The 26,782-nt window shown below is 65.7% G+C and carries 25 protein-coding genes; 10 read left to right on the forward strand and 15 right to left on the reverse strand.

Going from position 1 to position 26,782, the window contains the following annotated elements; genetic code table 11:
• Window positions 1–4: 4 nt before the first annotated feature.
• Window positions 5–412 (reverse strand): flagellar basal body-associated protein FliL, encoded by a 408-nt coding sequence (locus PVZ72_RS16965; protein ID WP_133860474.1) that lies wholly within the window; start codon window positions 410–412, stop codon window positions 5–7.
• A 45-nt stretch (window positions 413–457) separates the two neighbouring features.
• The gene (locus PVZ72_RS16970; protein WP_273862544.1) at window positions 458–1,483 is read right to left on the reverse strand and encodes a DUF5924 family protein; all 1,026 of its coding nucleotides are present in this window, start codon (window positions 1,481–1,483) and stop codon (window positions 458–460) included.
• A gap of 190 nt (window positions 1,484–1,673) precedes the next feature.
• Between PVZ72_RS16970 and glpT the strand changes: the two genes are divergently transcribed.
• Entirely contained in the window at window positions 1,674–3,014 is a 1,341-nt protein-coding gene (gene glpT, locus PVZ72_RS16975) for a glycerol-3-phosphate transporter (RefSeq protein ID WP_133860472.1), read from the forward strand.
• A 162-nt stretch (window positions 3,015–3,176) separates the two neighbouring features.
• Here glpT and PVZ72_RS16980 read toward each other — a convergent pair whose 3' ends face one another.
• The 5 genes from PVZ72_RS16980 to PVZ72_RS17000 form a co-directional block, all read right to left on the reverse strand.
• Window positions 3,177–4,145 (reverse strand): CDP-6-deoxy-delta-3,4-glucoseen reductase, encoded by a 969-nt coding sequence (locus tag PVZ72_RS16980; protein ID WP_273862545.1) that lies wholly within the window; start codon window positions 4,143–4,145, stop codon window positions 3,177–3,179.
• Window positions 4,146–4,156: 11 nt separating this feature from the next.
• Window positions 4,157–5,623 (reverse strand): 4-hydroxy-3-polyprenylbenzoate decarboxylase, encoded by a 1,467-nt coding sequence (ubiD, locus tag PVZ72_RS16985; RefSeq protein WP_187980904.1) that lies wholly within the window; start codon window positions 5,621–5,623, stop codon window positions 4,157–4,159.
• A gap of 118 nt (window positions 5,624–5,741) precedes the next feature.
• Entirely contained in the window at window positions 5,742–7,004 is a 1,263-nt protein-coding gene (rho, locus tag PVZ72_RS16990) for a transcription termination factor Rho (RefSeq protein WP_133860469.1), read from the reverse strand.
• Between the two features lie 226 nt (window positions 7,005–7,230).
• Window positions 7,231–7,557, reverse strand: a complete 327-nt coding sequence (gene trxA / locus PVZ72_RS16995) for a thioredoxin TrxA (protein WP_017639417.1) — start codon at window positions 7,555–7,557, stop codon at window positions 7,231–7,233.
• 227 nt (window positions 7,558–7,784) lie between these two features.
• Window positions 7,785–8,480: a FadR/GntR family transcriptional regulator gene (locus PVZ72_RS17000; protein ID WP_187980903.1), complete on the reverse strand. Its 696-nt coding sequence runs from the start codon at window positions 8,478–8,480 to the stop codon at window positions 7,785–7,787.
• 267 nt (window positions 8,481–8,747) lie between these two features.
• Here PVZ72_RS17000 and PVZ72_RS17005 point away from each other — a divergent pair, with 267 nt between their 5' ends.
• The 5 genes from PVZ72_RS17005 (at window position 8,748) to ppx (ending at window position 13,186) form a co-directional block, all read left to right on the forward strand.
• A complete protein-coding gene (locus PVZ72_RS17005) occupies window positions 8,748–9,530 on the forward strand; it encodes a transporter substrate-binding domain-containing protein (RefSeq protein WP_133860467.1) in 783 nt (260 codons plus the stop codon).
• Window positions 9,531–9,543: 13 nt separating this feature from the next.
• Window positions 9,544–10,209, forward strand: coding sequence for an amino acid ABC transporter permease (locus tag PVZ72_RS17010; RefSeq protein ID WP_273862546.1), 666 nt, complete (start codon window positions 9,544–9,546; stop codon window positions 10,207–10,209).
• On the forward strand, window positions 10,206–10,856 hold the full coding sequence (locus tag PVZ72_RS17015) for an amino acid ABC transporter permease (RefSeq protein ID WP_178083884.1): 651 nt from the start codon (window positions 10,206–10,208) through the stop codon (window positions 10,854–10,856). Before PVZ72_RS17010 ends, PVZ72_RS17015 begins: the two co-directional genes overlap by 4 nt.
• The gene (locus PVZ72_RS17020; RefSeq protein ID WP_133860464.1) at window positions 10,843–11,574 is read left to right on the forward strand and encodes an amino acid ABC transporter ATP-binding protein; all 732 of its coding nucleotides are present in this window, start codon (window positions 10,843–10,845) and stop codon (window positions 11,572–11,574) included. The genes PVZ72_RS17015 and PVZ72_RS17020 overlap by 14 nt, the downstream gene beginning before the upstream one ends.
• A 112-nt stretch (window positions 11,575–11,686) precedes the next feature.
• On the forward strand, window positions 11,687–13,186 hold the full coding sequence (ppx, locus tag PVZ72_RS17025; RefSeq protein ID WP_133860463.1) for an exopolyphosphatase: 1,500 nt from the start codon (window positions 11,687–11,689) through the stop codon (window positions 13,184–13,186).
• Window positions 13,187–14,138: 952 nt separating this feature from the next.
• Here the strand turns inward: ppx and ppk1 are convergent.
• Window positions 14,139–16,367, reverse strand: coding sequence for a polyphosphate kinase 1 (ppk1, locus tag PVZ72_RS17030; protein WP_273862547.1), 2,229 nt, complete (start codon window positions 16,365–16,367; stop codon window positions 14,139–14,141).
• A gap of 9 nt (window positions 16,368–16,376) precedes the next feature.
• Window positions 16,377–17,399, reverse strand: coding sequence for a porphobilinogen synthase (gene hemB / locus PVZ72_RS17035; RefSeq protein ID WP_273862548.1), 1,023 nt, complete (start codon window positions 17,397–17,399; stop codon window positions 16,377–16,379).
• A gap of 263 nt (window positions 17,400–17,662) precedes the next feature.
• Here hemB and PVZ72_RS17040 point away from each other — a divergent pair, with 263 nt between their 5' ends.
• On the forward strand, window positions 17,663–18,217 hold the full coding sequence (locus tag PVZ72_RS17040) for a DedA family protein (protein WP_133860460.1): 555 nt from the start codon (window positions 17,663–17,665) through the stop codon (window positions 18,215–18,217).
• A 117-nt stretch (window positions 18,218–18,334) separates the two neighbouring features.
• Window positions 18,335–20,455 (forward strand): putative bifunctional diguanylate cyclase/phosphodiesterase, encoded by a 2,121-nt coding sequence (locus PVZ72_RS17045; protein WP_273862549.1) that lies wholly within the window; start codon window positions 18,335–18,337, stop codon window positions 20,453–20,455.
• A 14-nt stretch (window positions 20,456–20,469) separates the two neighbouring features.
• On the opposite strand, the gene PVZ72_RS17050 is transcribed toward PVZ72_RS17045, so the two are convergent.
• Window positions 20,470–20,931 (reverse strand): YaiI/YqxD family protein, encoded by a 462-nt coding sequence (locus tag PVZ72_RS17050; protein ID WP_273862550.1) that lies wholly within the window; start codon window positions 20,929–20,931, stop codon window positions 20,470–20,472.
• Window positions 20,932–21,032: 101 nt separating this feature from the next.
• Between PVZ72_RS17050 and PVZ72_RS17055 the strand changes: the two genes are divergently transcribed.
• Window positions 21,033–21,797, forward strand: a complete 765-nt coding sequence (locus tag PVZ72_RS17055; RefSeq protein WP_273862551.1) for an SDR family NAD(P)-dependent oxidoreductase — start codon at window positions 21,033–21,035, stop codon at window positions 21,795–21,797.
• A gap of 9 nt (window positions 21,798–21,806) precedes the next feature.
• Here the strand turns inward: PVZ72_RS17055 and PVZ72_RS17060 are convergent, their stop codons facing one another.
• From PVZ72_RS17060 to PVZ72_RS17070, 3 genes are read right to left on the reverse strand one after another with little or no spacing between them, the layout of a single operon-like run.
• Window positions 21,807–22,442, reverse strand: coding sequence for a LysE family transporter (locus PVZ72_RS17060; RefSeq protein WP_273862552.1), 636 nt, complete (start codon window positions 22,440–22,442; stop codon window positions 21,807–21,809).
• Window positions 22,443–22,446: 4 nt separating this feature from the next.
• Window positions 22,447–23,025 (reverse strand): mechanosensitive ion channel family protein, encoded by a 579-nt coding sequence (locus PVZ72_RS17065; protein ID WP_133860455.1) that lies wholly within the window; start codon window positions 23,023–23,025, stop codon window positions 22,447–22,449.
• Window positions 23,025–24,932 carry an ATP-binding cassette domain-containing protein gene (locus PVZ72_RS17070; RefSeq protein ID WP_273862553.1) on the reverse strand — a complete coding sequence of 636 codons (1,908 nt, stop codon included), beginning with the start codon at window positions 24,930–24,932 and terminating at the stop codon, window positions 23,025–23,027. Before PVZ72_RS17070 ends, PVZ72_RS17065 begins: the two co-directional genes overlap by 1 nt.
• 47 nt (window positions 24,933–24,979) lie before the next feature.
• Here PVZ72_RS17070 and PVZ72_RS17075 point away from each other — a divergent pair, with 47 nt between their 5' ends.
• A complete protein-coding gene (locus tag PVZ72_RS17075; RefSeq protein WP_273862554.1) occupies window positions 24,980–25,444 on the forward strand; it encodes a TIGR02444 family protein in 465 nt (154 codons plus the stop codon).
• Here PVZ72_RS17075 and rsd read toward each other — a convergent pair.
• Together rsd and PVZ72_RS17085 are read right to left on the reverse strand one after the other, a co-directional pair.
• Window positions 25,441–25,917: a sigma D regulator gene (rsd, locus tag PVZ72_RS17080; RefSeq protein WP_133860452.1), complete on the reverse strand. Its 477-nt coding sequence runs from the start codon at window positions 25,915–25,917 to the stop codon at window positions 25,441–25,443. The genes PVZ72_RS17075 and rsd overlap by 4 nt on opposite strands.
• A gap of 301 nt (window positions 25,918–26,218) precedes the next feature.
• A complete protein-coding gene (locus tag PVZ72_RS17085) occupies window positions 26,219–26,704 on the reverse strand; it encodes a disulfide bond formation protein B (RefSeq protein ID WP_133860451.1) in 486 nt (161 codons plus the stop codon).
• Window positions 26,705–26,782: the final 78 nt, after the last annotated feature.

The raw sequence follows: 26,782 nt of genomic DNA on the forward strand, positions 1-26,782 counted from the left end.
GGCCTCAGGGCTGGATGATCAGGTTGTTGAACAGCAGGTCTTCCACCAGCGGCTTGCCCTCCTCCTGGGTGAGCACGCTCTGCACCTGCTTGAGCGCCTCCTGGCGCAGTTTCTCGCGGGCTTCCACGCCGGCCAGGGTTTCGTCTGTCTGCTGGGCGAAGAGCATCACCAGCTGATTGCGGATCAGCGGCTCGTGGAACTCCACCTTATCCTTGGCTTCCTTGCCGGTCATCATCAGGGCGATGTCGGCCTTGTAGTACTTGAGCTTGGGCCCGCTGCCATAGTTGCCGACCAGCGCCGGGGTCAGGTTGTAGAATTCGGTCTTGGGTGCCTCCCCTTCCTTCTTCTCTTCGTTCGCCCAGACATTGAAGGCCAGGCAGAAGGACAGCAAAACGGCAGCGACGGCTTTCACGGCGAATCCTCTAGAGGTGAATGGCTGCAGCATAGCCAGCGGGATTCAAGGGGTCACCTCGAACCTGAGGGTTCCGATCACCTGGCCGACGTCCGTCACCACTTGCACCTGCCAACGGCCGGTCACGTCGCCGGGGAAGTTCTGCTTGTGGGTCCAGGCACGATAACCGGCTTCGCGACCGCCGCTGATATCCAGCGGAATCCGATCCACCTCCTGACCGGCATGGCGCCAGACATGGTAGATGCGCTCGTTCAGGCCGCGCGGCGCGTTGATGGCGGTGAAGGCATAGAGCCCCTGGGCGCGCAGCTGGGCACTGCTCAGGCTCTTCACCGCATCGCCGGGCTGGCGCTTGAGGCTGTCGAAGTTGGTGCTCATGCCCATGTCGGTCAGCCACAGGGTGGCCGGCGGCACCCAGGCGCGGCCCAGCCAGCCGAAGGCGCCGATGGCCAGGCACAGACCCAGCAATCCCAGCCAGCGCCAGCCCAGGCGTACCCGGAAGGCCACCGCCAGACTGGGAAAGGACAGCAGCACGGCGACGCCCAGGGCCAGTTCGTAGCTCTGGGTGGTGGTCAGGTGCAGGATGATCGGCAGGGCGGTGAGCAGCACCGCGAACAGCGTCAGGGTGTGGTAGCTGAGGAACACCCAGCGCCGCGGCGCCAGGGCCTTGTAGTAGAGCGGATCGATGATGGAGACCAGCGCGGCCGCGCCGAGCAGCCCGGTGAACAGCGCCTGGCCGCTGTTCCAGGCCGTGGTGATGGCAAAGAACGGCAGGCAGAAGAACAGGCTCTCCTGGTGGATCAGCTGGGTGGCGTAGCGCAGCAGCGGTGGCGGCAATTCCCAGCCGAAACGCCGGCTGACCCAGCCCCGCAGCACGTTTTCCAGCATCAGCCAGACCCAGCTCGCCAGCATGATCACCGCCATCACCGGGGCGAAGCCCTTCTGCCGGTCCACCAGCAGGAAACTGCAGATCCCCGAAATGAAGCCGGCCAGGGCGATCAGCCGCGGATAGCGTTCGAACAGGGCGGTGGCCAGGTTCAGGGCGCGGGAGGACAGGACTTTCCAGGCAGGCATGACGACTCGTGAAAACGGCAGCAAAGACGCGCCACCCTAGGCGCGCAACCCGTACAGATCAAGGGGGAATCCTGGCGCTCGCTGCCACAGGGCGGAAAAGCCTATGCAGGCTGTAATATCATTGTAATATTCGAAAACGAACCTGGAATGTTCGCTTTCGATTAATACCTATAACAATACCGAGGCTCCCATGCTTGGAATCTTCGCCCCTGCGGCCCATCGCACGCCGCTGCCCGCCGATCGCATCGATCCCGTCTACCGCCGTCTCCGCTGGCAGATCTTCGCCGGGATCTTTATCGGCTATGCCGGCTACTACCTGCTGCGCAAGAACTTCTCGCTGGCCATGCCCTACCTGGTGGAGCAAGGCTACAGCCGGGGTGAACTGGGCGTGGCGCTGTCCGCGGTGGCCATCGCCTACGGCCTGTCCAAGTTCCTCATGGGCCTGGTCTCGGACCGCTCCAATCCGCGCTACTTCCTGCCCTTCGGGCTGGTAATGTCGGCGCTGGTAATGCTGCTGTTCGGATTCGCACCCTGGGCCACCTCCAGTGTCAGCATCATGTTCGTCCTGCTGTTCCTCAACGGCTGGTTCCAGGGCATGGGCTGGCCGCCCAGCGGTCGCACCATGGTGCACTGGTGGTCGCAGAAGGAGCGTGGCGGGGTGGTCTCGGTGTGGAACGTCGCCCACAACGTCGGCGGCGGCCTGATCGGCCCGCTGTTCCTGCTCGGCCTGGCCTGGTTCAACGACTGGCACGCCGCCTTCTATGTCCCGGCTGTGGTGGCCCTGGCGGTGGCGGTCTTCGCCTTCATCGCCATGCGCGACACCCCGCAGTCCTGCGGCCTGCCATCGGTGGAACACTGGAAACAGGACTTCCCCGAGGGCTACAGCGAAGGTCACGAACGCGAATTCTCCACCAAGGAGATCTTCGTCGAGTACGTGCTGAAGAATCGCCTGCTCTGGTACATCGCCCTGGCCAACGTCTTCGTCTATCTGCTGCGCTATGGCGTGCTGGACTGGGCCCCCACCTACCTCAAGGAAGCCAAGCACTTCTCGGTGGACAAGACCTCCTGGGCCTACTTCTTCTACGAGTGGGCCGGCATCCCCGGCACCCTGCTCTGCGGCTGGCTCTCGGACAAGCTGTTCCGCGGCAACCGCGGCGCCACCGGGGTGGTGTTCATGCTCGGCGTGCTGGTCGCCACCCTGGTCTACTGGCTCAACCCGGAAGGCAATCCCGGCATCGACCTGGCGGCCCTGGTATCCATCGGCTTCCTGATCTACGGACCGGTGATGCTGATCGGCCTGCAGGCGCTGGAACTGGTACCCAAGAAGGCCGCCGGCACCGCCGCGGGCTTTACCGGGCTGTTCGGCTACCTGGGTGGCTCGGTCGCGGCCAACGCCCTGGTCGGCTACACCGTGGACCACTTCGGCTGGGATGGCGGCTTCATGCTGCTGATCGGCTCCTGTGTCCTGGCCATCGTCTTCCTGGCGATGACCCTGAGACACACCGGCATGGTGGCCAAGTCGGCGCAGTAGCGCCGATTGCCCAGGGTGGATGACGGCACAGCCTCATCCACTCTGGGTCCTGGTCGAAAACGCTTTGTGCTTTTCGATCAATCGCGGCTATGGGCCGCTCCTACAGGTAGAGCTTACCCGTAGGAGCGGTCGCTACGGCGCACCGGCACGGCCGCGATAGGCTCACCCCCGCGGCGCGTAGGCGAAGACGTCGGCGCGCATCTGGTGCGCGTCCATGCCGGCTTCCACCAGGGCGTCCAGGGTGGCATAGACCATCGCCGGCGAGCCGCTGGCATAGACGTGCAGGCCGCTCAGATCGGCGAAATCCGCACGCACCACCTCGTGCAGCAGACCGCAGCGCCCTTCCCAGCCACAGGCATCGCTCACCACCCGGTTCAGAGTGAGATTGGGCAGTTCCGCCCAGGCGTCCCAGGCCTCGATGGCATAGAAGTCGTCCGGCGTGCGCACGCCCCAGTAGAGGTGCACCGGATGGGCGAAGCCCCGGGTACGGGCATCTTCGATCAAGCTGTGCATCTGGGCCATGCCGGTCCCGGCGGCGATTAGTACCAGGGGGCCTTCAGGCAGTTCGGCCAGATGGGCGTCGCCATAGGGCAACTCGACCTGCGCCATACCCTTGCTTTCCAGTTGCGCCAGCAGCGCCTGGCTGCTGGCCTCGCGCGCCAGCACGTGCAATTCCAGCTCACGCCCCTGATGGGGCGCCGAGGCCAGGGAAAAGGCCGACTGCTTGCCGTCGTCGCGCTGGATCAGCAGGTACTGACCGGCATGATAGCGCGGCGGCCGCCCGGCGGGAGCACGCAGGCGCACCCGGCGGACATCGCCACCCACGTCGTCCAGGGCCACCACCTGGCAGGCCAGCTGGCGCACCGGCAATTCGCCAGGCGCCAGGACGCCGTCCCACTGCAGCAGGCAGTCGCTCAGGGGTACGGCCACGCAGACATAGATCTCGCCATGATCGACGGTCTGGCCGTGCTGGGCGACCTGGCCCTCCACCAGCAGCGCGGCGCAGAGCTGGCAATTGCCGTTGCGGCAGCTGTGCGGCCCGCTGTAGCCGAGGCGCTGCGCGGCGGCCAGGATGGCCTCGCCGGGCTGGGTTTGCAGTACCGCACCCGAGGGCTGCAGGGTGACCTTCATCGTCGTCTCCGTTAGTCGATCCCGAGACTGGACCACATCTCGTCCACCCGTTTGACCACCGCTTCGTCCTTGACGATCGCCCGCCCCCACTCGCGGGTGGTTTCGCCCGGCCACTTGTGGGTGGCATCCAGGCCCATCTTCGAGCCCAGGCCGGAGATCGGCGAGGCGAAGTCCAGGTAGTCGATGGGGGTGTTGTCGATCATCACGGTGTCGCGCTTGGGATCCATGCGCGTGGTCACGGCCCAGATGACGTCGTTCCAGTCGCGGGCATTGATGTCGTCGTCGGTGACGATCACGAACTTGGTGTACATGAACTGCCGCAGGAACGACCAGACGCCCAGCATCACCCGCTTGGCGTGGCCGGGGTACTGCTTCTTGATGGTCACCACCGCCATGCGGTAGGAGCAGCCTTCCGGCGGCAGGTAGAAGTCGACGATCTCCGGGAACTGCTTTTGCAGGATGGGCACGAAGACTTCGTTGAGCGCCACGCCGAGGATGGCAGGCTCGTCCGGCGGACGCCCGGTGTAGGTACTGTGATAGATGGGATCGCGGCGCCGGGTGATGCGCTCCACGGTAAAGACCGGGAAGGTATCGACCTCGTTGTAGTAGCCGGTGTGATCGCCATAGGGCCCTTCCGGCGCGGTCTCGCCCGGATGGATGACCCCTTCCAGCACGATCTCGGCGCTGGCCGGCACCTGCAGGTCGTTGCCCACGCACTTGATCAGTTCGCTGCGACTGCCGCGCAGCAGGCCGGCAAAGGCGTATTCGGACAGGGTGTCGGGTACCGGAGTGACCGCGCCGAGGATGGTGGCCGGATCAGCGCCCAGGGCCACGGCCACCGGGTAGGGCTGGCCGGGATGCTTCTGGCACCACTCGCGGAAATCCAGGGCACCGCCCCGGTGACTCAACCAGCGCATGATCAGCTTGTTGCGGCCGATGACCTGCTGGCGATAGATGCCGAGGTTCTGGCGTTCCTTGTTGGGCCCGCGGGTGACCGTCAGGCCCCAGGTGATCAGCGGCGCCACGTCGCCCGGCCAGCAGTGCTGGATCGGCAACTTGCCCAGATCGACCGCCTCGCCCTCCTCGATCACCTCCTGGCAGGGCGCATCCTTGACCACCTTGGGCGCCATGCTGATGACCTTCTTGTAGATCGGCAGCTTCGACCAGGCGTCCTTGAGGCCCTTGGGCGGCTCGGGCTCCTTGAGGAAGGCCAGCAGCTTGCCGATCTCGCGCAAGGCGCCGACGTCCTCGGCGCCCATGCCCAGCGCCACACGCTGGGGCGTACCGAACAGGTTGCCCAGCACGGGCATGGAGAAGCCCACGGGATTCTCGAACAGCAACGCCGGGCCCTGCTTGCGCAGGGTCCGGTCGCAGATTTCGGTCATCTCGAGGATCGGCGAGACCGGGGCGGTCACGCGCTTCAGTTCACCACGCTGCTCCAGGCTGCGGATGAAGTCACGCAGATCTCGGTATTGCATGCGGCCTCTTGGCGCTGGGGAAAGTCTGGCAGTCTACCGCCTGAGTCGCGCATCGAGAAAGCACTGGCCCAGAAACGCCAAAGGCCGGGATTTCCCGGCCTTTGCATGCGACTGCGCCTTACTTGCTGCGCCTCATCGAATCGAAGAACTCGCTGTTGGTCTTGGTCTGACGCAACTTGTCGAGGAGGAATTCGATGCCGGCGATCTCGTCCATCGGATGCAGGATCTTGCGCAGGATCCACATGCGCGACAGCTCTTCCTCGTCGGTGAGCAACTCTTCGCGGCGGGTGCCGGACTTGTTGATGTTGATGGCCGGGAAGACGCGCTTCTCGGCGATCCGACGCTCCAGGGGCAGCTCCATGTTGCCGGTGCCCTTGAATTCCTCGTAGATCACCTCGTCCATCTTCGAGCCGGTTTCCACCAGCGCGGTAGCGATGATGGTCAGGCTGCCGCCTTCCTCGATGTTACGGGCGGCGCCGAAGAAGCGCTTGGGCTTCTCCAGGGCATGGGCGTCGACACCACCGGTGAGCACCTTGCCGGAGCTGGGGATCACGGTGTTGAAGGCCCGCGCCAGACGGGTGATGGAATCCAGCAGGATGACCACATCCTTCTTGTGCTCGACCAGGCGCTTGGCCTTCTCGATCACCATGTCGGCGACCTGCACGTGGCGGGTCGGCGGCTCGTCGAAGGTGGAGGCCACCACTTCACCGCGCACGGTGCGCTGCATCTCGGTCACTTCCTCGGGACGCTCGTCGATGAGCAGCACGATGAGGTAGCACTCGGGATTGTTGCGGGTGATGTTGGCCGCGATGTTCTGCAGCATGATGGTCTTGCCGGCCTTGGGCGGCGCGACGATCAGCCCGCGCTGACCCTTGCCGATGGGGGCGCAGAGGTCGATGACCCGACCGGTGAGGTCTTCGGTGGAGCCGTTGCCGGCTTCCATGGTCAGGCGCTTGGTGGGGAACAGGGGCGTGAGGTTCTCGAACAGCACCTTGTTCTTGGCGTTTTCCGGACGGTCGAAGTTGATGGTGTCGACCTTGAGCAGCGCGAAATAGCGCTCGCCCTCTTTCGGCGGACGAATCTTGCCGATGATGGTGTCGCCGGTACGCAGGTTGAAGCGGCGGATCTGGCTGGGGGAGACATAGATGTCGTCGGGACCGGCCAGGTAGGAGGAGTCGGCGCTACGCAGGAAGCCGAAGCCGTCCTGCAAGATCTCCAGCACGCCATCCCCGGAAATCTCGTCGCCACCCTTGGCGTGCTTTTTAAGCAGCGCAAAGATGATGTCCTGCTTGCGGGACCGGGCCATGTTTTCCAAGCCCGCGGCATCCGCCATTTCCAACAGTTCCGTGATGGGCTTTTGCTTGAGTTCGGTCAGATTCATAGACGTATGTTGACGTGAGAAGAGGCGAAGGAGGGATTCGAGCTGAGCGGCCGGATGCGAGATTAGCTTCGCGGGATGCGTTCTGAAGAGGAGAACTGACGGCTACAGCAGATGAGAAGACGGCCCGCTGATGGGGTCGTGGCTGGAATCTAGCACCTGCATGGGTACTCGTCCAGCCGTCCGGGCATAAAAAAGCCCCGCATGGCGGGGCTTTCGACTGGCTGCCTCAGACGTTGGCGTCGAGGAAGGCGGCCAGTTGCGACTTGGACAGGGCGCCGACCTTGGTGGCCTCGACCGCGCCGTTCTTGAACAGCATCAGGGTCGGGATGCCGCGCACGCCGTACTTCGGCGGGGTGTCCTGGTTTTCATCGATGTTCAGTTTGCAGACCTTGAGCTTGCCCTGGTAGTCCTTGGCGATCTCGTCCAGAACCGGCGCAATCATCTTGCACGGACCGCACCATTCGGCCCAGTAGTCGACCAGCACGGGGCTGTCGGACTTCAGCACGTCCTGCTCGAAGCTGGCGTCGCTGACGTTGGTGATGTATTCGCTCATTGACTCTCTCCGAATTCGGGTACGACTTGAAGTATGGCCATGATAGCCCTGCCGCCGTCACTTCGAAAGCATTCGAACATTGATGGTGGCTATGACCGGCATTGATGGCAGAGGTGGTTCACGATCCGGCAAACGGGCGACAAGGCCTGAGAAAGCGGAGTTGAGCTGCATTTCCGACGCCTTTGCAACCCTGGTCGATCACCGTTCCACCGATCGTGGCTCGCTGTTTAGACAGCAGGAACCGTGAAGGGGGTTCCACTGCGCAGGGCCGCATTGCGGATATGTTCGCGCATGGCCTTTTGCGCCGCCGCGGGCGAGCGGCGGCTCAGGGCCCTGAGGATGCGCCGGTGTTCCTGCCAGGTTTCCAGGGCCCGCTCGGGGCGTACGAAGGGCAGCTTCTGGCTCTCGTGGAAGCGTTCGGGGCTGCTGGTGATCACCGCCAGCATGGCCGGGTTGTCCGCGGCCAGCAGCAGTTGGCGATGGAAGTCGAAGTCCAGCACGGCCGCCTCTTCCAGCTCGTTGGCCCGCAGCGCCCGGTGCAGGGCGGCCAGATTGACCTCCAGGCGATCCAGGTCGGCGGGCCCCAGGGTGACGGCGGCCAGCCCGGCGGCGAAGCCTTCCAGGGCGAATCTCAGCTGGAAGACATGGGCGGCCGTCACCTCGTCGGCGAAGGGCCAGTGTCCGTCCACCGTACCCGTCGCCGCCTGCACATAGACGCCGCGCCCGGGCTGGACGCTGACCAGGCCCAGGGCGCTCAGGGTGGACAGCGCCTCGCGCAGGGAGGCGCGACTCACCCCCAGCCGCTCGGCCAGCTCCCGCTGCGCGGGCAGGGCCGCGCCGGGGGCATAGCCTTCGGTCTCGATCAGTCGGCGAATGGCGTCGACGGCATATTGGGGTACGGCGCGGGTGGCAGCGAGGGGCATGGCGTGGTCAGGCCAGTCAGTCCGGAAGCTTGCCTTTTATGCCCAATTTCCAGGGACTTCAAGTGCGGCCCCAAGGCGGAGCACGCCGCTATAACCGCGCACCAAAGCGGCTCACGGCAAGCGCCAGCGCAGGCGGCTGTGGTGAGCAACTGTTCAGACCAGTAAGACCAATCCTCAAGCCTGACGGCCCTTGCGCCCCCCTGGCAGGCGGCTGGCACATGAAATGCACTGGGCAGAGCCATCCCAACCTGCTTCCGGAGTCTCGTCATGCTCAAGCGCTGGACCGCCCTCTCCCTGCTCGCCCTGGGCCTGACCGCCCTGCACACCTCCGCCCAGGCCGACCAACTGGCCGATATCCAGCAGCGCGGCGTGCTCAAGGTCGCCGTGCCACAGGACTTCCCGCCCTTCGGTTCAATCGGACCCGATCTCAAACCGCGCGGCCTGGATATCGACACCGCGCAACTGATGGCGGACAAGCTGAACGTGAAGCTGGAAGTCACCCCGGTCAACAGCACCAACCGCATTCCCTTCCTGACCACCGGCAAGGTCGACCTGGTCATCTCCAGCCTGGGCAAGAATCCCGACCGGGAAAAGGTCATCGACTTCAGCAAGCCCTATGCGCCCTTCTATCTCGGCGTCTTCGGTCCCAAGGATGCCGCCATCAGCACACCCGAGCAGCTGGCCGGCAAGGTGATCTCGGTTACCCGCGGCTCCATTGAAGACCTGGCGCTCACCGATGTGGCGCCGAAGGACAGCGTGATCAAGCGCTTCGAGGACAACAATTCCACCATCGCCGCCTACCTGGCCGGGCAGTCCGAGCTGATCGCCAGCGGCAGCGTGGTGATGAAGGTGATCGGCGCGCGCAACCCGGCCAAGGAACCGGTGCTCAAGGTCAAGCTCAAGGACTCGCCGGTGTACGTGGGCATCAACAAGAACGAGCCGGCGCTCAAGGACAAGGTCGATGCCATTATCGATGCGGCCCGCGCCGACGGCACCCTGAGCAAGAACTCCGAAAAATGGCTGGGCGATCCCCTGCCGGCCGCTCTCTGAGGATCGACGCGCCATGGCGTATCAGTTCGACTTCCAGCCCGTGCTCGCGCAGAGCGACCTGCTGCTCAAGGGAGCGCTCTACACCCTTGAGCTGACGGTGATCGGTGGCTTCTTCGGCATCCTCATCGGCATCGTCGGCGCCACCTGCCGCGCCTGGCGCCTGAAACCCTTCGCCCAGGCCTTCGGGGTCTACGTCGAGCTGATCCGCAATACGCCCTTCCTGATCCAGCTGTTCTTCATCTTCTTCGGCCTGCCCTCCATCGGGGTGCGGATCGAAGCCGGCCAGGCGGCGGTGCTGGCCATGGTCATCAACCTCGGCGCCTATTCCACCGAGATCATCCGCGCCGGCATCCAGGCGATACCGCGGGGCCAGCTGGAAGCGGCGGCGGCCCTGGCCATGACCCGCTTCGAAACCCTGCGCTACGTGATGCTGCGTCCGGCCCTGGCCAAGGTCTGGCCGGCGCTGTCGAGCCAGCTGGTGATCGTGATGCTGGGCTCGGCGGTGTGCTCGCAGATTTCCACCGAGGAGCTGACCTTTGCCGCCAACTTCATCCAGTCGCGCAACTTCCGCGCCTTCGAAACCTATCTGCTGACCACCCTCATCTATCTGCTCATGGCCATTGGCGTGCGTCAGGCGCTGCACTGGCTGGGCGTCTTCTTCATCGTCAGGAGGCGTTGATGGACTTCACTCTCGCCGACATCCTGCGCAGCCTGGCCAGCGGCCTCGGCCTGACCCTGGTGCTGTCGCTGGCGGCCTTCCTCTTCGGCGGCCTGGCCAGCGCACTGGTCCTGCTGGCGCGCAACTCGACGCTCCGGCCGCTACGCCTGCTGGCGCGCGGCTACATCGAGCTGTTCCAGGGCACCCCGCTGCTGATGCAACTGTTCCTGACCTTCTTCGGCCTGTCGCTGCTGGGTCTGGAAGTCCCCGCCTGGCTGGCCGCCGGCCTGGCCCTGACCCTGTTCACCAGTGCCTATCTCGCCGAGATCTGGCGGGGCTGCGTCGAAGCCATTCCCCACGGTCAGTGGGAAGCCTCGGAAAGCCTGGCGATGAGCCGCTTCGAGCAGTTGCGCCACGTGATCCTGCCGCAGGCCCTGCGCATCGCCGTGGCGCCCACCGTGGGCTTCTCGGTGCAGGTGGTCAAGGGTACCGCGGTGACCTCCATCATCGGCTTCACCGAGCTGACCAAGATCGGCGGCATGCTCGCCAATGCCACCTTCCAGCCCTTCACCGTCTACGGCCTCGCGGCCCTGGGCTATTTCATCCTCTGTTATCCGCTGTCGCTGGCCGCACGCTGGCTGGAAAGGAGACTGCATGCCGCTGCTTAGAGTGACCGCCCTGCACAAACACTATGGCAACCACCATGTGCTCAAGGGCATCGACCTGACCGTCGAGGAAGGCCAGGTAGTGGCCATCATCGGCAAGAGCGGTTCGGGCAAGAGCACCCTGCTGCGCACCCTGAACGGCCTGGAATCCATCAACGACGGCGTCATCGAGGTGGATGGCGAATACCTGGACGCCGCGCGGGTCAATCTCCGCTCGCTGCGGCAGAAGGTCGGCATGGTCTTCCAGCAGTTCAACCTCTTTCCGCACCTGACCGTGGGCGAGAACGTGATGCTGGCGCCCCAGGTGGTCAAGAAGACCAGCAAGGACGAGGCCCGCGCCCTGGCGCGGCAGATGCTTGATCGGGTCGGCCTGGCGGAGAAATTCGACAGCTATCCGGACCGCCTCTCCGGCGGTCAGCAGCAGCGGGTAGCCATCGCCCGCGCCCTGGCCATGTCCCCCAAGGTGCTGCTCTGTGACGAAATCACCTCGGCGCTGGATCCTGAGCTGGTCAACGAGGTGCTGGCGGTGGTCAAGCAGCTGGCCCGCGAGGGCATGACGCTGATCATGGTCACCCACGAGATGAGATTCGCCCGCGAGGTCGGCGACAAGCTGGTGTTCATGCACCAGGGCAAGGTCCACGAAAGCGGTCCTCCCCAGGAGCTGTTCGCCCACCCGCAGACACCGGAACTGGCCCAGTTCATCGGCCAGGTGGCTTCCTGAGGCGGAAAAACCCTATTTTTTCTGCCACTTTGCGCAACCGTAACCGCTGTGCGCTTGAAGCCGTCACCGGCTAGCTGGCACGATGGCGCGGTTTATCGCCGAGAGCCTCCAGATGCAGCCTTCGCCAGCCGAACCCCACGAACTGATCGCCGCCATCGACCTGGGCTCGAACAGCTTTCACATCGTCCGGGCGCGCCATTCCCACGGGGAGATCCGCATCCTTGAGCGACTGGGCGAAAAGATCCAGCTGGCCGCCGGCCTGGACGAGTCGCGTCTGCTCAGCGAAGAGGCCATCCAGCGCGGCCTGGACTGCCTGCGCCGCTTCGCCCAGCTGATCGCCGGCATGCCGCGCGGCGCCGTGCGGGTGGTGGGCACCAACGCCCTGCGCGAAGCGCGCAACCGCGGCGAATTCATCCAGCGCGCCGAAGCCGTGCTCGGCCATGCGGTCGAGGTCATCTCCGGTCGCGAAGAGGCCCGCCTCATCTATCTGGGCGTGTCCCACTCCATGCCCGATGTGCCCGGACGCCGCCTGGTGACCGACATCGGCGGGGGCAGCACCGAATTCATCATCGGCCAGCGCTTCGAGACCCTGCAGCGCGAGAGCCTGCAGATGGGTTGCGTCAGCTTCACCAAGAGATTCTTCGCCGACGGCAAGATCACCGCCGCCCAGTACGCGCGCGCCTACACCGCTGCCCGCCTGGAACTGATGAACATCGACCAGGGCCTGCGCGAGATGGGCTGGCACCAGGCCCTGGGCGCTTCCGGCACCATCCGCGCGGTGGCCCTGGCGATCCAGGCCGCCGGCCGCGGCAATGGCGAGATCACCCCGGATGGCATCGAGTGGCTCAAGCGCAAGCTGCTCAAGCAGGGCGACATCAACCTGCTCAACATCGACGGCGTGAAGCCGGATCGACGCGCCATCCTGCCGGGCGGCCTGGCCATCCTCGAAGCTCTGTTCAAGGCCCTGGAGCTGCAGGAGATGCACCTCTCCGAAGGCGCCCTGCGCGAAGGCGTGCTCTACGACATGATCGGCCGGCACAGCCACGAGGACGTCCGCGAGCGTACCCTCAACGCCCTGGCCGAGCGCTACCACGTCGATCAGCGCCATGCCGAACGGGTGGAAAAGCGCGCCCTGAAGTCCCTGGCACAGGTCGCCGAGGCCTGGGCCCTGACCGACGAGAATCATGCCGAACTGCTGCGCTGGGCGGCGCGCCTGCACGGCGTCGGCCTGGACATCGCCCACTACCAGTACCACAAGCATGGCGCCTACCTGATCGAGCACTCGGACCTGCCCGGTTTCTCCCGCCGCGACCAGCAGGCCCTGGCGCTGCTGGTACGCGGCCATCGCCGCAACATTCCCTTGGAGCGCCTGCAGGAGCTGGGCGCGGAAGGCGAGCCGCTGCTGCGCCTGACGCTGCTGCTGCGCTATGCCATCCTCTTCCACCACATCCGCCACAAGAGCATTCCGGATGTCCAGCTCAGCGCCGGCGAGCGCAGTCTGGACGTGCAATTCCCCGATGGCTGGCTGGCGGAGAACCCCCTGACCCAGGCCGACTTCGAGCAGGAGGCGCAGTGGCTGGAGCGGGTGGGATACAGGTTGAGCGTGCGCTGATTTTTCGTAGGTTGGGCTGAGCGGGAGCGAAGCCCAGCGCTTTGGGCTATTGGTGCCCTAGCCGGTTACCAAGTCTTGCTGGCACTTCTTGTTTCGCTCTCCCGAGCGAGTCACTTTTGCCAGTCGCGGCTGCGCGCCCCGGACTACGCGCCCCGGACAAAAGTAACCAAAACCGCTTGCCCCGGACATCCGGCCCTCCGCTGCGCTGCGGGTGACTCGCGTTGCTCGCCCTTTGGGCCAGCCTGCGGCTGTTACTCCGCTATGCTACGTTTCGCTCACGCCAGCGTCGTTCCGGGGTCGGCCTGCACGGGCCGTCCATGGCCCGTTAGGCCTCTCGCCGCATCCATGCGGCTCGACCCGCTCCACGACACTGGTGTTCGCCCTCCTGAACGGGGCGATTCGCTAGCCTGAAAGTGTCGGTTGAATAGCCACAAGAACCCGTAGCCCGTAGCCCGTAGCCCGTAGCGTGGACAACGGCGAAGCCTTGTCCACAGGTATCTGCGTCACACGCCAGTGGAAAACGCTAGGCGGTTTTCCACGCTACACCTGTGAACACCCAAGCCTCAGGCTTGTGCTCCGTCCCCGTCAGTGAGGCCGAGTTCCGGTGTCGTGGCGGGGGTTGCGAGGCAGGACGCCGAGCAAGGCGCGAGGGACAGGAAGCCCCTTCGTGCCGTGCCCCTGCCACGGCGCCGGGACGAGAGTATCCGGAGCGTAGCGGAGGGCCGAAACGTTGGGGTGCGCTTTCTTTTGCTTACTTTTCTTTGCGCAAACAAAGAAAAGTGAGTCGCCCGGGTGGGCGAAACAAGAGGTACCGGCAAAGCGCGATAAGTAGCTAAGGCACCGTAATACTCAAGGCGCAGAATTAAGCGCCCCTCAACGTTGGGCTTCGCTCCCGCTCAACCCAACCTACGAAATCGACCAGGGCCCACATCGGCATGGGCCCGAAACTTCCTCAGTGTGTATTCACCACCGGGCTGGCCAACCGCTCCAGCAGCGTCGCCTGCACACTGCGGGCATTCTGGTTGCCGGTCGGCGATTGCCGCACGTAGCTGCCGTTTTCCTGCAGCACCCAGGCCTGGGTGTTGTCGGTGAGATAGCCTTCCAGCTCCTTCTTGACCCGGGTGATGAGTTTCTTGCCTTCCACCGGGAAGCAGGTCTCGACGCGCATGTCGAGGTTGCGCTCCATCCAGTCGGCGCTGGAGAGATAGAGCTTCTCGTCGCCACCGTTGAGGAAGTAGTAGATGCGGCTGTGCTCCAGGAAGCGGCCGATGATGGAGCGCACCTGGATGTTGTGGGACACGCCCGGTACACCGGGGCGCAGGCAGCACATGCCGCGCACCACCAGGTCGATCTTCACCCCGGCCTGGCTGGCCTTGTAGAGGGCGCGGATGACCTTGGCATCGGTGAGACCGTTGACCTTGGCCATGATCTGCGCCGGCCGTCCCTCGCTGGCCGCCAACGCTTCGCGGTTGATCATCTCCAGCAGGTTCTTCTTCAGGGTAAAAGGCGCGTGCAACAGCTTCTTCATGCGCAGGGTCTTGCCCATGCCGATCAGCTGGTTGAACAGCTTGTGCACGTCCTCGGTGAGGGCCACATCGGCGGTCAGCAGGCTGTAGTCGGTGTACAGCTTGGCGTTGCCGGCGTGGTAGTTGCCGGTGCCCAGGTGGGCATAGCGGCGCAGCTCGCCGTTCTCGCGGCGCAGGATCAGCATCATCTTGGCGTGGGTCTTGAAGCCCACCACGCCATAGATGACCACGGCGCCGGCCTGCTGCAGGCGGCTGGCCAGCTGCAGGTTGGACTCCTCGTCGAAGCGCGCGCGCAATTCGATGACCGCGGTCACCTCCTTGCCACTGCGTGCCGCGTCCACCAGGGCGTCGACGATCTCGGAGTTGGCGCCGCTGCGGTAGAGCGTCTGCTTGATCGCCAGGACGTTGGGGTCCTTGGCAGCCTGGCGCATCAGGTCGATCACCGGGGTGAAGGACTCGAAGGGGTGCAGCAGCAGCACATCGAGCTTGCCCAGCACGTTGAAGAGGTTGTCCTTCTTCTGCAGCAGCTTGGGAATGGTCGGCGTGAAGGGAGCGCTCTGCAATTCCGGATGGCTGTCCAGCCCGGTGATGGAGAACAACCGGGTCAGGTTGACCGGGCCGTTGACCTTGTACAGCTCGCTCTCGCCCAGATTGAACTGCTTGAGCAGGTAGTCGGTGAGGTGTTTCGGGCAGATGTCCACCACCTCGACCCGCACCGCATCGCCGTAGCGACGGGAGAACAGCTCGCCGCGCAGGGCACGCGCCAGGTCTTCGACATCCTCGGTGTCCACCGAGAGATCGGCGTTGCGGGTCAGGCGGAACTGGAAGCAGCCCTTGACCTTCATGCCGGGGAAGAGATCGTCGGCGTGGGCGTGGATCATCGAGGACAGGAAGACGTAGTTGTCTCCGGGGCCCGCGACCTCCTCCGGCACCCGGATGATCCGCGGCAGCAGGCGTGGCGCCGGGATGATGGCCAAACCCGAGTCGCGACCAAAGGCGTCCATGCCCTCCAGCTCGACGATGAAGTTGAGGCTCTTGTTCACCAGCAGCGGGAAGGGATGGGTCGGGTCCAGGCCGATGGGGGTGATGATGGGCGCGATCTCGTCGCGGAAGAACTTGCGCACCCAGGCCTTGATCTTGACGTCCCAGTAACGACGGCGGATGAAGCGAATCCGCTGCTCGGCCAGGGCCGGCAAGAGGACATCGTTGAGGATGGCGTACTGCCGGTCCACCTGGCCGTGGACGATGTCGCTGATGCGCGCCAGCGCCTGGTGCGGCAGCAGGCCATCGGCCCCGGCCTGCTCGCGGGCGAAGGCGATCTGCTTCTTCAAGCCCGCCACGCGGATCTCGAAGAATTCGTCCAGGTTGCTGGAAAAGATCAGCAGGAACTTGAGGCGCTCGAGTAGCGGATAGGATTCGTCGAGAGCCTGCTCCAGCACGCGGATGTTGAACTGCAGCTGCGACAGCTCGCGATGGATATAGAGGCTGCTGTCGTCCACGTTGGCCGCCGGCACGCTGGGCGCGGCAGGCACCTCGAGCACGGGCGCGGACGGCTGCGCCTCGACGTCTGTCGCGATCGTCTCCTCCGGCGTCTCCAGAGACTCGGCAGTGACGGGCTGTTGCAGATCGGTTTCGACGAAACCCTGGCTACTCATTGAAGCTCCTTAGGAACGCGAAGGCCCCTGGCGAAGTTGTTGGGCGGCGCGTTTGGCGAAATAGGTGAGGATGCCGTTGGCCCCGGCCCGCTTGAAGGCCAGGAGCGATTCGAGGATCACGGCGTCGGACAGCCAGCCGTTCTGGATCGCGGCCATGTGCATGGCGTACTCGCCGCTCACCTGGTACACGAAGGTCGGCACGCGGAATTCCTCGCGGACCCGGCGGACGATGTCCAGGTAGGGCATGCCCGGCTTGACCATCACCGAGTCGGCGCCTTCGGCCAGGTCGCCGGCGATCTCGTGCAAGGCCTCGTCGCTGTTGCCCGGATCCATCTGGTAGGTAGCCTTGTTGCCCTTGCCCAGGTTGGCGGCCGAGCCGACGGCGTCACGGAAAGGTCCATAGTAGGCGCTGGCGTACTTGGCCGAGTAGGCCATGATCTGCACGTTGTGATAGCCGGCGTCTTCCAGGGCGGCGCGGATGGCGCCGATGCGACCGTCCATCATGTCCGACGGGGCGATCACCTGGGCCCCGGCAGCGGCATGGGACAGCGCCTGCTTGACCAGCACCTCGACCGAGATGTCGTTGAGCACGTAGCCGCGCTCGTCGAGGATGCCGTCCTGGCCGTGGGTGGTGAAGGGATCCAGGGCCACGTCGGTGATCACCCCCAGTTCCGGGAAATGCTCGCGCAGGGCACGGGTGGCGCGCTGGGCGATACCGTCGGGGTTGTAGGCCTCGGCGCCGTCCAGCGACTTGCACTCGGTGGGCGTGACCGGGAACAGCGCGACCGCGGGAATCCCCAGCGCCACCAGTTCGGCGGCCTCTTCCAGCAGCAGGTCGATGGACAGCCGCTCCACGCCGGGCATCGAGGGAATGGCCTCGCGACGGCCTTCGCCATCGAGCACGAAGACCGGCAGGATCAGGTCATCCACCGTCAGCACATGCTCGCGCATCAGGCGACGGGAAAACTCGTCGCGGCGCTGACGGCGCATGCGAGTGGCAGGGTAGCTACGGTTGATGGGGGTAAAACTCACGATCGACTCCCAGACCCGGATCACGGGTCAGTGTGATGGGTTATAGGCCACAATCATGACCGATTGGTAACAGCAGATGACAATATGGAGTGCCTATAGGTGCTATCCAAGGCAGACGCCGGCTGGACCCGGCGTGACACAGGGTCGCAGCGAAATCCCTGCCTGACCGCCTGGCACCCGGCGGACGGAAGTCCGTCACACTTTCTTTCCAGACGCCAACCGGGGTAGGCTGCGCCATCTTTATTCACCTCGTGTAGCGCCGAATGCTCCAACAATTCCTCCACGATTTCGGCTATTTCGCCCTTTTTCTCGGCACCTTTTTCGAGGGCGAAACCATTCTGGTACTGGCCGGTTTCCTGGCCTTCCGCGACTACATGAACATCCAGACCGTCATCCTGGTCGCCTTCTGCGGCAGCTATGCCGGCGATCAGCTCTGGTACTTCCTCGGCCGGCGCCATGGGCGCAAGCTGCTGGCGCGCAAACCCAAGTGGGAAGCCGCCGGCGAAAAGGCGCTGGCGCACATCCGGCGCCATCCGGATCTCTGGGTGCTGAGCTTTCGCTTCGTCTACGGCCTGCGCACGGTGATGCCGGTGGCGATCGGCCTGTCGGGCTATCCGCCGGCGCGCTACCTTATCCTCAACGGCATCGGCGCCATCGTCTGGGCCACGGTGCTGGGTTATGCCGCCTTTCACTTCGGCGCCGTCCTCGAAGGAGTGCTGGGCAATCTCAAGCGGTATGAACTGATGGTGCTGGGCGGCCTGGTGGTGATCGGCCTGCTGCTCTGGCTGTGGCGCCGCAGCCGCACGCCCAAGGCCTGACGGCAGGCAGCCCCCTAACCGGTACGTCCATCGAACGAATTAAAGGCCCGGCTACCGCTGCCGATGCCCTGAGCATCAACCTCTCCCGAAACCTCGTGTGCACGCTGGCGATAGAGCATGCTGAACTTCTCCACCCTGCTGCCTCCCGGCCATCAGATCCTGGCCGCCAACGAGTACGAAAGCCTGCTCGTGGTCCTGGCGTACCTGATCGCCAGCGCCGCCGGCTACACCGCCCTGGCCATGGCCGACTGGGTGACCAACAGTCGCTCCCGCCGCAGCAGCGAGCTGGCCAAGCTGATCGGCGCCGTCGCCCTGGGCGGGGGCATCTGGTCGATGCACTTCCTGGCCATGCTGTCGTTCAAGATCGGCATCCATGTGCACTATGCGCCCCTACAGACCCTGGCCTCGCTGCTGATCGCCATCGTGGTGTCCTACACGGTCATGCACCTGATCGGGCGCGAGTCCCTGACCGCACCGCAGTACCTGCTCGCGGCCCTGGCCGCCGGCCTGGGCATCGCGACCATGCACTACACCGGCATGCTGGCCATGCAGTCGGTCGCCATACAGCTCTATGATCCGCTGCTGGTGATGGTCTCGGTGGTGGTCGCCAGCCTGGCCTCCCTGGGCGCCCTGCTGCTGGCCTTCCGCCTGCGCGGCAGGACCGGCCTCAGGACCCTCTGGCTGCGCCTGCTGGGGAGCCTGGTCCTGGGTTTCGCCATCGTCTCCATGCACTTTACCGGCATGGCCGCCCTCACCCTCGCCGTGCCCATCGGCTTCGAACCCGACGGCCTGGCGGAAGTGAATCAGCACCTGGAGCTGGGCATGGGCATCGCCCTCGGCACCCTGTTCATCATCATGGTCGGCCTGCTCGCCGCCTGGGCCGGCGAACGCTTCAATGCCCAGCGCCTGCGGCTGGAGCGGGTCTCGACCACCCTCGATCAGATCACCCTGCACGATCCCCTCACCCACCTGCTCAACGGCGGCAGTTTCATCCAGACCGTCGACCGCGCCATCGGCCAGGCACGCACCGGAGAGCAGTTCGCCCTGCTGATGCTGGATATCGATCACTTCAAGCGCATCAACGACAGCCTCGGCCACGCCCTCGGCGATGAATTGCTGATCCAGATGGCGCAGCGGATCCGTGCGGTGCTCGACAACGACCTGCCGCTGGCCCGCTATGCCGGCGACGAATTCAGCCTGCTGCTGCCGCTCGGCCAGCGCGGCGACAGCCAGCCCCTGGCCATGCGCCTGCTGGAGCAGTTGCGCCCGCCCTTCGAGCTGGCCGGGCAGCGCATCGCCATGACCTTCAGCCTGGGTATCGCCCACTATCCCCAGGACGGCGCCAACGCCGGCCAGTTGCTGCGCAGTGCGGGCCTTGCGGTTGGCCACTGCAAGCGCAGCGGACGCAATCGCAGCCAGAGATTCACCACCGACCTCCAACGCGATGCCGACGACCTGCTCAGCCTGGAGATGGACCTGCGCCATGCGCTGGCCCAGGGTGGCCTGCATGTGGCCTATCAGCCCATCGTCGATCCGGACGGTGCTGCGGTGGCCCTGGAAGCGCTGGTGCGCTGGCAGCATCCGGTCCTGGGCCCACTGAGCCCCGAACGCTTCGTGCGCGTCGCCGAGGAAACCGGACTGATCGCCGACCTGGATGGCTGGGTCATGCGCCAGGCCTGCGCCGATCTCGCCCAGCTGCACCGTGAGGGTCATGCGGAGCTGCGCGTTTCGGTGAATTGCTCGGCACTGAATCTGAGCGATCGCCTGCTGCCCCAAGCCATCGCCCGGGCCTTGCAGGCCGAGGACCTGCCGGCGTCGGCGCTGATCCTCGAGGTGACCGAGAACGCCCTGATGCACAGTCTCAACGTGGCCGTCGAGGTACTCGGCGAGATCCGTACCCTGGGCGTGCGGGTGTCCATCGACGACTTCGGCAGCGGCTATTCATCCCTGGCCTATCTGAGCCGGCTGCCGGTGGATTCGCTCAAGGTCGATCGTGCCTTCGTCCGCACCATTCCCAAGCAGAGCAATGACATGGCCATCGCCGCGGCGATCATCGCCATGGCGCACAAGCTGGGCCTCAACGTGGTCGCCGAAGGGGTGGAAACCAGCGAGCAACGTCAGTTCCTGCAGGCCAACGGCTGCAACTTCATGCAGGGCTATCTGTTCGGCCGGCCCATGCCGTTGCCGCAACTGCGCAGCTGGCTGCAGCAACCCGCCCTCGCCGCCGTCCCGGCCTAGGCGAGGCTCCGTGCCTAGCCAGCAGCGCCGCGCTGGAGGCGGGTGAGCAGCCGATCCAGGGCATTGGCGAAGGCCTGGCGATCACGTTCGCCGTAGCCGGCCTGGCCGCCGCCCATCTGGCCCTGGTCGCGTAGATCGGTCATCAGATTGCGCATGGCCAGGCGCTGGCCCATGTTGCGCTCGTCGAATTCCTGACCACGCGGATCGAGGGCGACCACGCCCTTCTTCACCAGCCGGTCGGCCAGGGGAATGTCGCTGCAGATCACCAGGTCACCGGGCTGCGCCTGCTCGACCAGATGGTCGTCGGCGGCGTCGGGGCCACTGGGCACCACCACCAGGCGCACACAGGCGAAGGGCGGCTTGATCTGTGGCTGGCCAGCCACCAGCACCACCTCCAGCTTGCGCTTGAGGGCGAATTTGCAGACCAGCTCCTTGGCGGCGCGCGGACAGGCATCGGCATCGATCCACAGGATCACGGGGGATTTCTCCGGCAAAAGCCCAGGATACCGCGCCGCGGCGGCGCACCCCAGCGTGGCGGCGCGGTCCGACAGGGATAGCGATCTGACTGGAGTCTCCCATGACCTTCTGGCAACGCCTGGAGCAGCCCGCCCAGGTCCTGGTGTATGGCGCCACCGGCGGCCTCGGTCTGGCCCTGTGCGACCAGTTGCTGGCCCGCGACGACGTCGCGCGGGTCTGGGCCTGCGCCCGTCAGGCCGAAGGGCATGCCGGTCTGGCCGCGCTGGAGCGGCGCCATGGCCCGCGGCTGCGCCGCCTCGACGTCGATCCGCTGGCCGAGTCCGAGCTGGCGGCCCGTCTGGCTGACGAGACGCCCCGCCTGGATCTGCTGCTGTGCGCCTCGGGGCTGTTGCAGGGCGCACGGGCGCGCGCCGAGAAGAGTCTGGCGCAGGTGGACCAGGCCGGACTGCTGGAAAGCTATCTGGCCAATGCCGTGCTGCCGCTGCTGCTGATCCGCCAGCTGACGCCGCTGCTCAAGGGCCAGCACCCCTGTCAGATCGCCGCGCTCTCGGCGCGGGTCGGCTCCATCGGCGACAACCAGCTGGGCGGCTGGTATGGCTACCGGATGGCCAAGGCCGCACTCAACCAGGGCCTGCGCTGCGCCAGCATCGAACTCACCCGGCTCAATCCGCAGAGCTGCGTGCTGGCCCTGCACCCTGGCACCACCGACACGGCGCTGTCCCGGCCCTTCCAGGCCCGGGTACCGGCCGACAGGCTGTTCACCCCAGCCTATGCGGCAGCACGGCTGCTGGAGGTGCTGGCCGCACGAACGCCGGCCGAGACCGGCAGCTTCTGGGACTGGCAGGGCCAGTCGGTGGTCTGGTAGCGCCCGGCTTCAGACCGCGGCGCGGCGCACCGTGGACAGCAACGCCGCCGCGGCGAGGAACAGGCTGGCGAACACCCGGTTGGTGATGCGCTGCTGCCTTGGCGTGCGCAGCAGGGTCAGCACCCGGGCGGCCAGACCGGTGTAGCCGGCCATCACGATCAGGTCGACGGTGACCATGGTCACCCCGATGAGCAGATACTGCGCAGCCAGGGGCACGTGGGGATCGACGAATTGCGGCAACACCGCGAGCAGGAAGATCAGCGCCTTGGGGTTGCTCACGTTGACCAGGAAGCCGCGCATGACCAGGGCGCCGATTCGCGGCGGCAGACGTTCGCCGACCAGCTGCTCACCCAGGTCCAGCGGCGCGGCGCGCCATTGGCGGATGGCCAGGTAGGCGAGATAGGCCACGCCGAACCACTTGATCAGGGTAAAGGCCAGCTGCGAGGTCGCCAGCAAGGCGCCGACGCCCACGGCGACCACGGCGATCTGCAGCGCCAGGCCCAGCTGCAGGCCCAGCGCCGTCCAGTAGCCACGCCGGAAACCGTGGTTGACGCCTGCGCTCATGGAGGCGACGGCGCCCGCCCCCGGCGAGAGGCTGATCATCCAGCAGGCAATGAAGAAACCGGTCCAGACCTGCAGACTCATGAATTCACCTGTCGAGATGGAAATCGAAGGAGCCGTCGGCATCGCGCCAGCGGCGGACCGACTTCTGGAAGAACTGGGTATTGGGGATCTGCACCAGGGTGGCTTCCTGGTTGTCGTCCAGTTCCTGCAGGGTCACGAAGAGCATGTTGATGGCCACCACCCGACCCTTGATGCCCGGCTTGTCCGACGCGTCCAGCACCTCGATGCGATCGCCCAGGCGAAAGGGGCCGACGGTAAAGATCAGTACCGCGCAGAACAGGTTGGAAAGCACGCTCCAGATGGCGAAGAAGGCCACCGCGGCCACCGCGACGAAACCGGAAATGGCCGTCCAGAGCACCGCCGCGGAGACGCCGAAACGCTCCAGCGCCATCAGGATGGCACTGCCCATGATCAGCCAGCGCAGGACGCCGCGCAGCCCGAGGACGATCTGCGGCGGCAGCGGATAGCGTTCGCCCAGGCCGGTGACGGCGCGGGCCACGATGCGCTGCAGCACGTAGCCGAGCAGCAGCACCAGGGCCACCTGACCGGCCACCAGCAGGTAGTCGCCCCAACCCGGCAGCCAGGTGTACAGCCACTGCGTCATCAGGCCCCCTCGAGTTCGGCTTGCAGACCTTCCAGCCGCTCCAGGGCCTCCAGCCACTGCTCTTCCAGCTCGGCTTCGCGGGTCTTGGCCGTGGCCTGGTCGGCCAGCGCCTGGCGCAGCTCCTCCTTGCGGGAAGCGTCGTAGAGTCCACTGTCACCCAGGCGGGCTTCCAGGGTGGCGAGCCTTTCCTGCAGCTTGCCCAGCTCGACTTCCAGCTTGTCGGCGGCCTTTTTCAGCGGTGCCAGTTGCTGGCGCAGGGCGGCGGCGGCCTGGCGCTGGGCCTTGCGATCGGTCTTGTCGACCGCCGCGTCGCCGTCCGACACGGGCTCCTGCCGGGCGCGGAAATCCACCAGCCAGCGACTGTAGTCGTCCAGGTCGCCGTCGAAGGCCTGCACCTTGCCATCGGCCACCAGCAGGAATTCGTCGGTGGTGCTCTTGAGCAGATGGCGATCGTGGGAGACCACCAGCACCGCCCCGGCGAATTCCTGCAGCGCCAGGGTCAGCGCCAGGCGCATGTCCAGGTCCAGGTGGTTGGTGGGTTCGTCCAGCAGCAGCAGGTTGGGCTTCTGCCAGGCGATCAGCGCCAGGGCCAGCCGGGCCTTCTCGCCACCGGAGAAATTCAGCACCACCTCGTCGCAGCGCGGACCGCGGAAGTCGAAGCCGCCGAGGAAGTCACGCAGACCCTGCTCGCGCTCGCCGGGGGCGATGCGCTGCAGGTGCAGCAGCGGACTGGCCTTGGCGTCCAGGGAATCGAGCTGGTGCTGGGCGAAGTAGCCGATGGCCAGGTTCTCGCCGCGCTGCAGGCGGCCACCGAGAGGTTCCAGCTCGGCAGCCAGGGTCTTGATCAGGGTCGACTTGCCGGCACCGTTGGGGCCGAGCAGGCCAATGCGTGCCCCTGGCGTCAGCTGCAGCTTGACCGGGTGCAGGACGGTGGTCTCGCCATAGCCGAGCCGGCCTTCGGCGAGGTCGAGCAGCGGGCTGGACAGCTTGTCCGCCTCGCGGAAGACGAATTCGAAGGGCGAGTCGACATGGGCGGGCGCCAGCTCTTCCAGGCGTTCCAGGGCCTTGATCCGGCTCTGTGCCTGGCGCGCCTTGGTGGCCTGGGCCTTGAAGCGGGCGATGTACTTCTCCATGTGGGCGCGCTGGGCCTGCTGCTTGTCATAGGCCTGCTGCTGCTGCGCCAGGCGTTCGGCGCGGGTGCGCTCGAAGCTGGAATAGCCGCCGCGATAGAGCACCAGCTTCTGCTGGTCCAGGTGCACCACGTGATCGACCACGGCATCGAGGAAGTCGCGGTCGTGGGAGATCAGGATCAGGGTGCCGGGATAGCCCTTGAGCCAGTCTTCCAGCCAGAGGATGGCGTCCAGATCCAGGTGGTTGGTGGGTTCGTCGAGCAGCAGCAGGTCCGAAGGGCACATCAGCGCCTGGGCCAGGTTCAGGCGCATCCGCCAGCCACCGGAGAAATCGCCGACCTGGCGTTCCATCTGCGCGGCGGTGAAGCCCAGACCGGCCAGCAGCTTGCGCGCCCGGGCATCGGCGGTATAGCCGTCGGCGGCCTCGAAGTCGGCGTGCAGCCGACCCAGGGCGTTACCGTCCTGGGCCGCTTCGGCGGCTGCCAGTTCGCGCTGGATGCGGCGCAAGTCGATGTCGCCATCCAGCACATAGTCCACCGCCAGCCGCTCCAGGGTGTCCACCTCCTGGCGCATGTGGGCGATGCGCCAGGCCGCCGGGATGTGGCAGTCGCCGGCGTCGGCACCGAGCTGGCCGCGCAGCAGGGCGAAAAGACTGGATTTGCCGGCACCATTGGCACCGATAAGACCGGCTTTCTGGCCGGGATGCAGGGTCAGCTCAGCGCTTTCGAGCAGACGCTGGGGGCCACGCTGTAGAGTAAGGTTCTGTAGTCGGATCATGGCGGCGGAGTGTAGCAGCTCCACCACCCACGAACGGGGAGGCGGACATGCAAGAGGACCTGTGGGAATTCGCGTTGGCAGTATACGCCCGGCCCGGCGTGGAAGGCGCCTGTTTGCGTCTGCAGGAGGCTGGCGCCGATGTCTGCCTGGTGCTGACGGCGCTCTGGCTGGATCGGCGCGCCTGCGCCCTCGACAGTGACGGCCTGATGCGGCTGCAGCGCGCCTCGCAGCACTGGCAGGACACGGTGGTGCGTCCACTGCGCCAGCTACGGCAGGCCTGGAAGGCCGCGTCCGGCGCGGACGAAAGCCTGGCGGCACTGCGCGAGCAGCTCAAGGGACTGGAATTGGCGGCGGAACGCGAACAGCTCGCGCGTCTGGCGCGACTCGCGGGCCATTGGCCGTGCCGCGAGTCAGAGGATCACGGGGACTGGCTGCACGCGCTGGCGCCGCGCGAGGCAGCCGCAGCGGACCTCGACCTGCTGGCCGAGGCGGCGCGGATGATCCGCGTCTAGACCGAAGCCAGACGCGGCTGCTGGTGCGAGGTGTGCAGCACCTCGATGAGGCAGTCTTCCAGCTCGAAGCGCTCGCGCAGGGTTTCGCCCAGCAGCTTGAGTTCGATGGTCAGCAGACCCGGGTCCCGGTAGGCCCCGCGCTCGAATCTGTCGTTGAAGTTCAGGGCGGCGTCGGTCAGCGCCTGCAGGCGCGGATAGACGCTGTCGGCGAACTCGATGGCGCGCTCGTCCTGGAATTCGCGGGCTTCGGCCACCAGTTGCTCGTAGATCTCGAAATGCGCGGTGGACATGTAGTCGACCAGCATGTCGCAGAGTCGCTCCAGTTCACCGACCTCGCGCACCGGACCCAGCAGGGGCTCCATGTCCAGGGTTTCGTAGGCGGTCACCAGCTCGCGGCGGGCAATCAGCCAGCGGTCGATCAGCTGGTGGACCCCACCCCAGCGTTCCTGGGCATTGCGGCAGGTTTCTAGCATGACGGCAGCTCTCTATACGGGCGAGACGGTCCGGGCGCAGGCGCCCGGGGGTTATCAGGAACTATACCGACATCGTCTCGCCAGGCGAGTGCCGTTGCTCGGAGAAAGGCCAAAGTGGCGTTTCAGAAGTTAACCACACAGTTTTGGCGGCGCTTCTTGTCCGCAGCGGCGGACCGTCTTGGACGTCGCTGCCACTCCCGCCACAGCCCTGCCATGACTCGTCCGGCACCCGGCCCACTCGGGGCGCCGAACCGAACGAAACTCACTCGCCCATTCTTGCGCGAACGTCAGAAACACCACACTAGCGACGGCGAAAGACCTTGACCAGGCTCAGGGCCATGAGCAGCACGAAGGCCAGCAGGCTCCATTCCGGGATGCTCAGGCCAAACAGCGTCCAGTTGACCTCGGCGCAGTCGGCGGTGCCGTGCAGGACCAGGCGGATGATCTCCTGGAAGGGCAGCGCCTGCATCATGTAGTCCAGGCTCGGCAGACAGGCTGCCAGCTCCTCCGCCGGGACCGTCTGCAGATAGACCTGGCGGCCGGCGGTGGCGGCACCGGCCGCGGCCAGCAGCAGCAGGACCACGCCATAGATGCGCCGCCCACGCTTGCCCGGTGCCTGGATGCCGGCGATCAGCGCCACCACCCCGACCAGGATGAAGAAGATCCGTTGCATGACGCACAGCGGGCACGGTTCGAGGCCGACCACGTGTTCGAGATAGAGACCGACGCCCATGAGCACCGCGCAGGTGGCGGCCATGAACAGGAAGATGAAGCGGGGACTAGTCACGGACGCGCCGTCTCCAACAGGGAATTGGGACGTTACGGTAGTGAAAGCCCGGGCACCTTTCAAGGACCCGGGCAGACG

Origin of the sequence: Pseudomonas sp. LA5 (genome assembly GCF_028640825.1) — a bacterium.
Classification (GTDB): domain Bacteria; phylum Pseudomonadota; class Gammaproteobacteria; order Pseudomonadales; family Pseudomonadaceae; genus Chryseomonas; species Chryseomonas aestiva.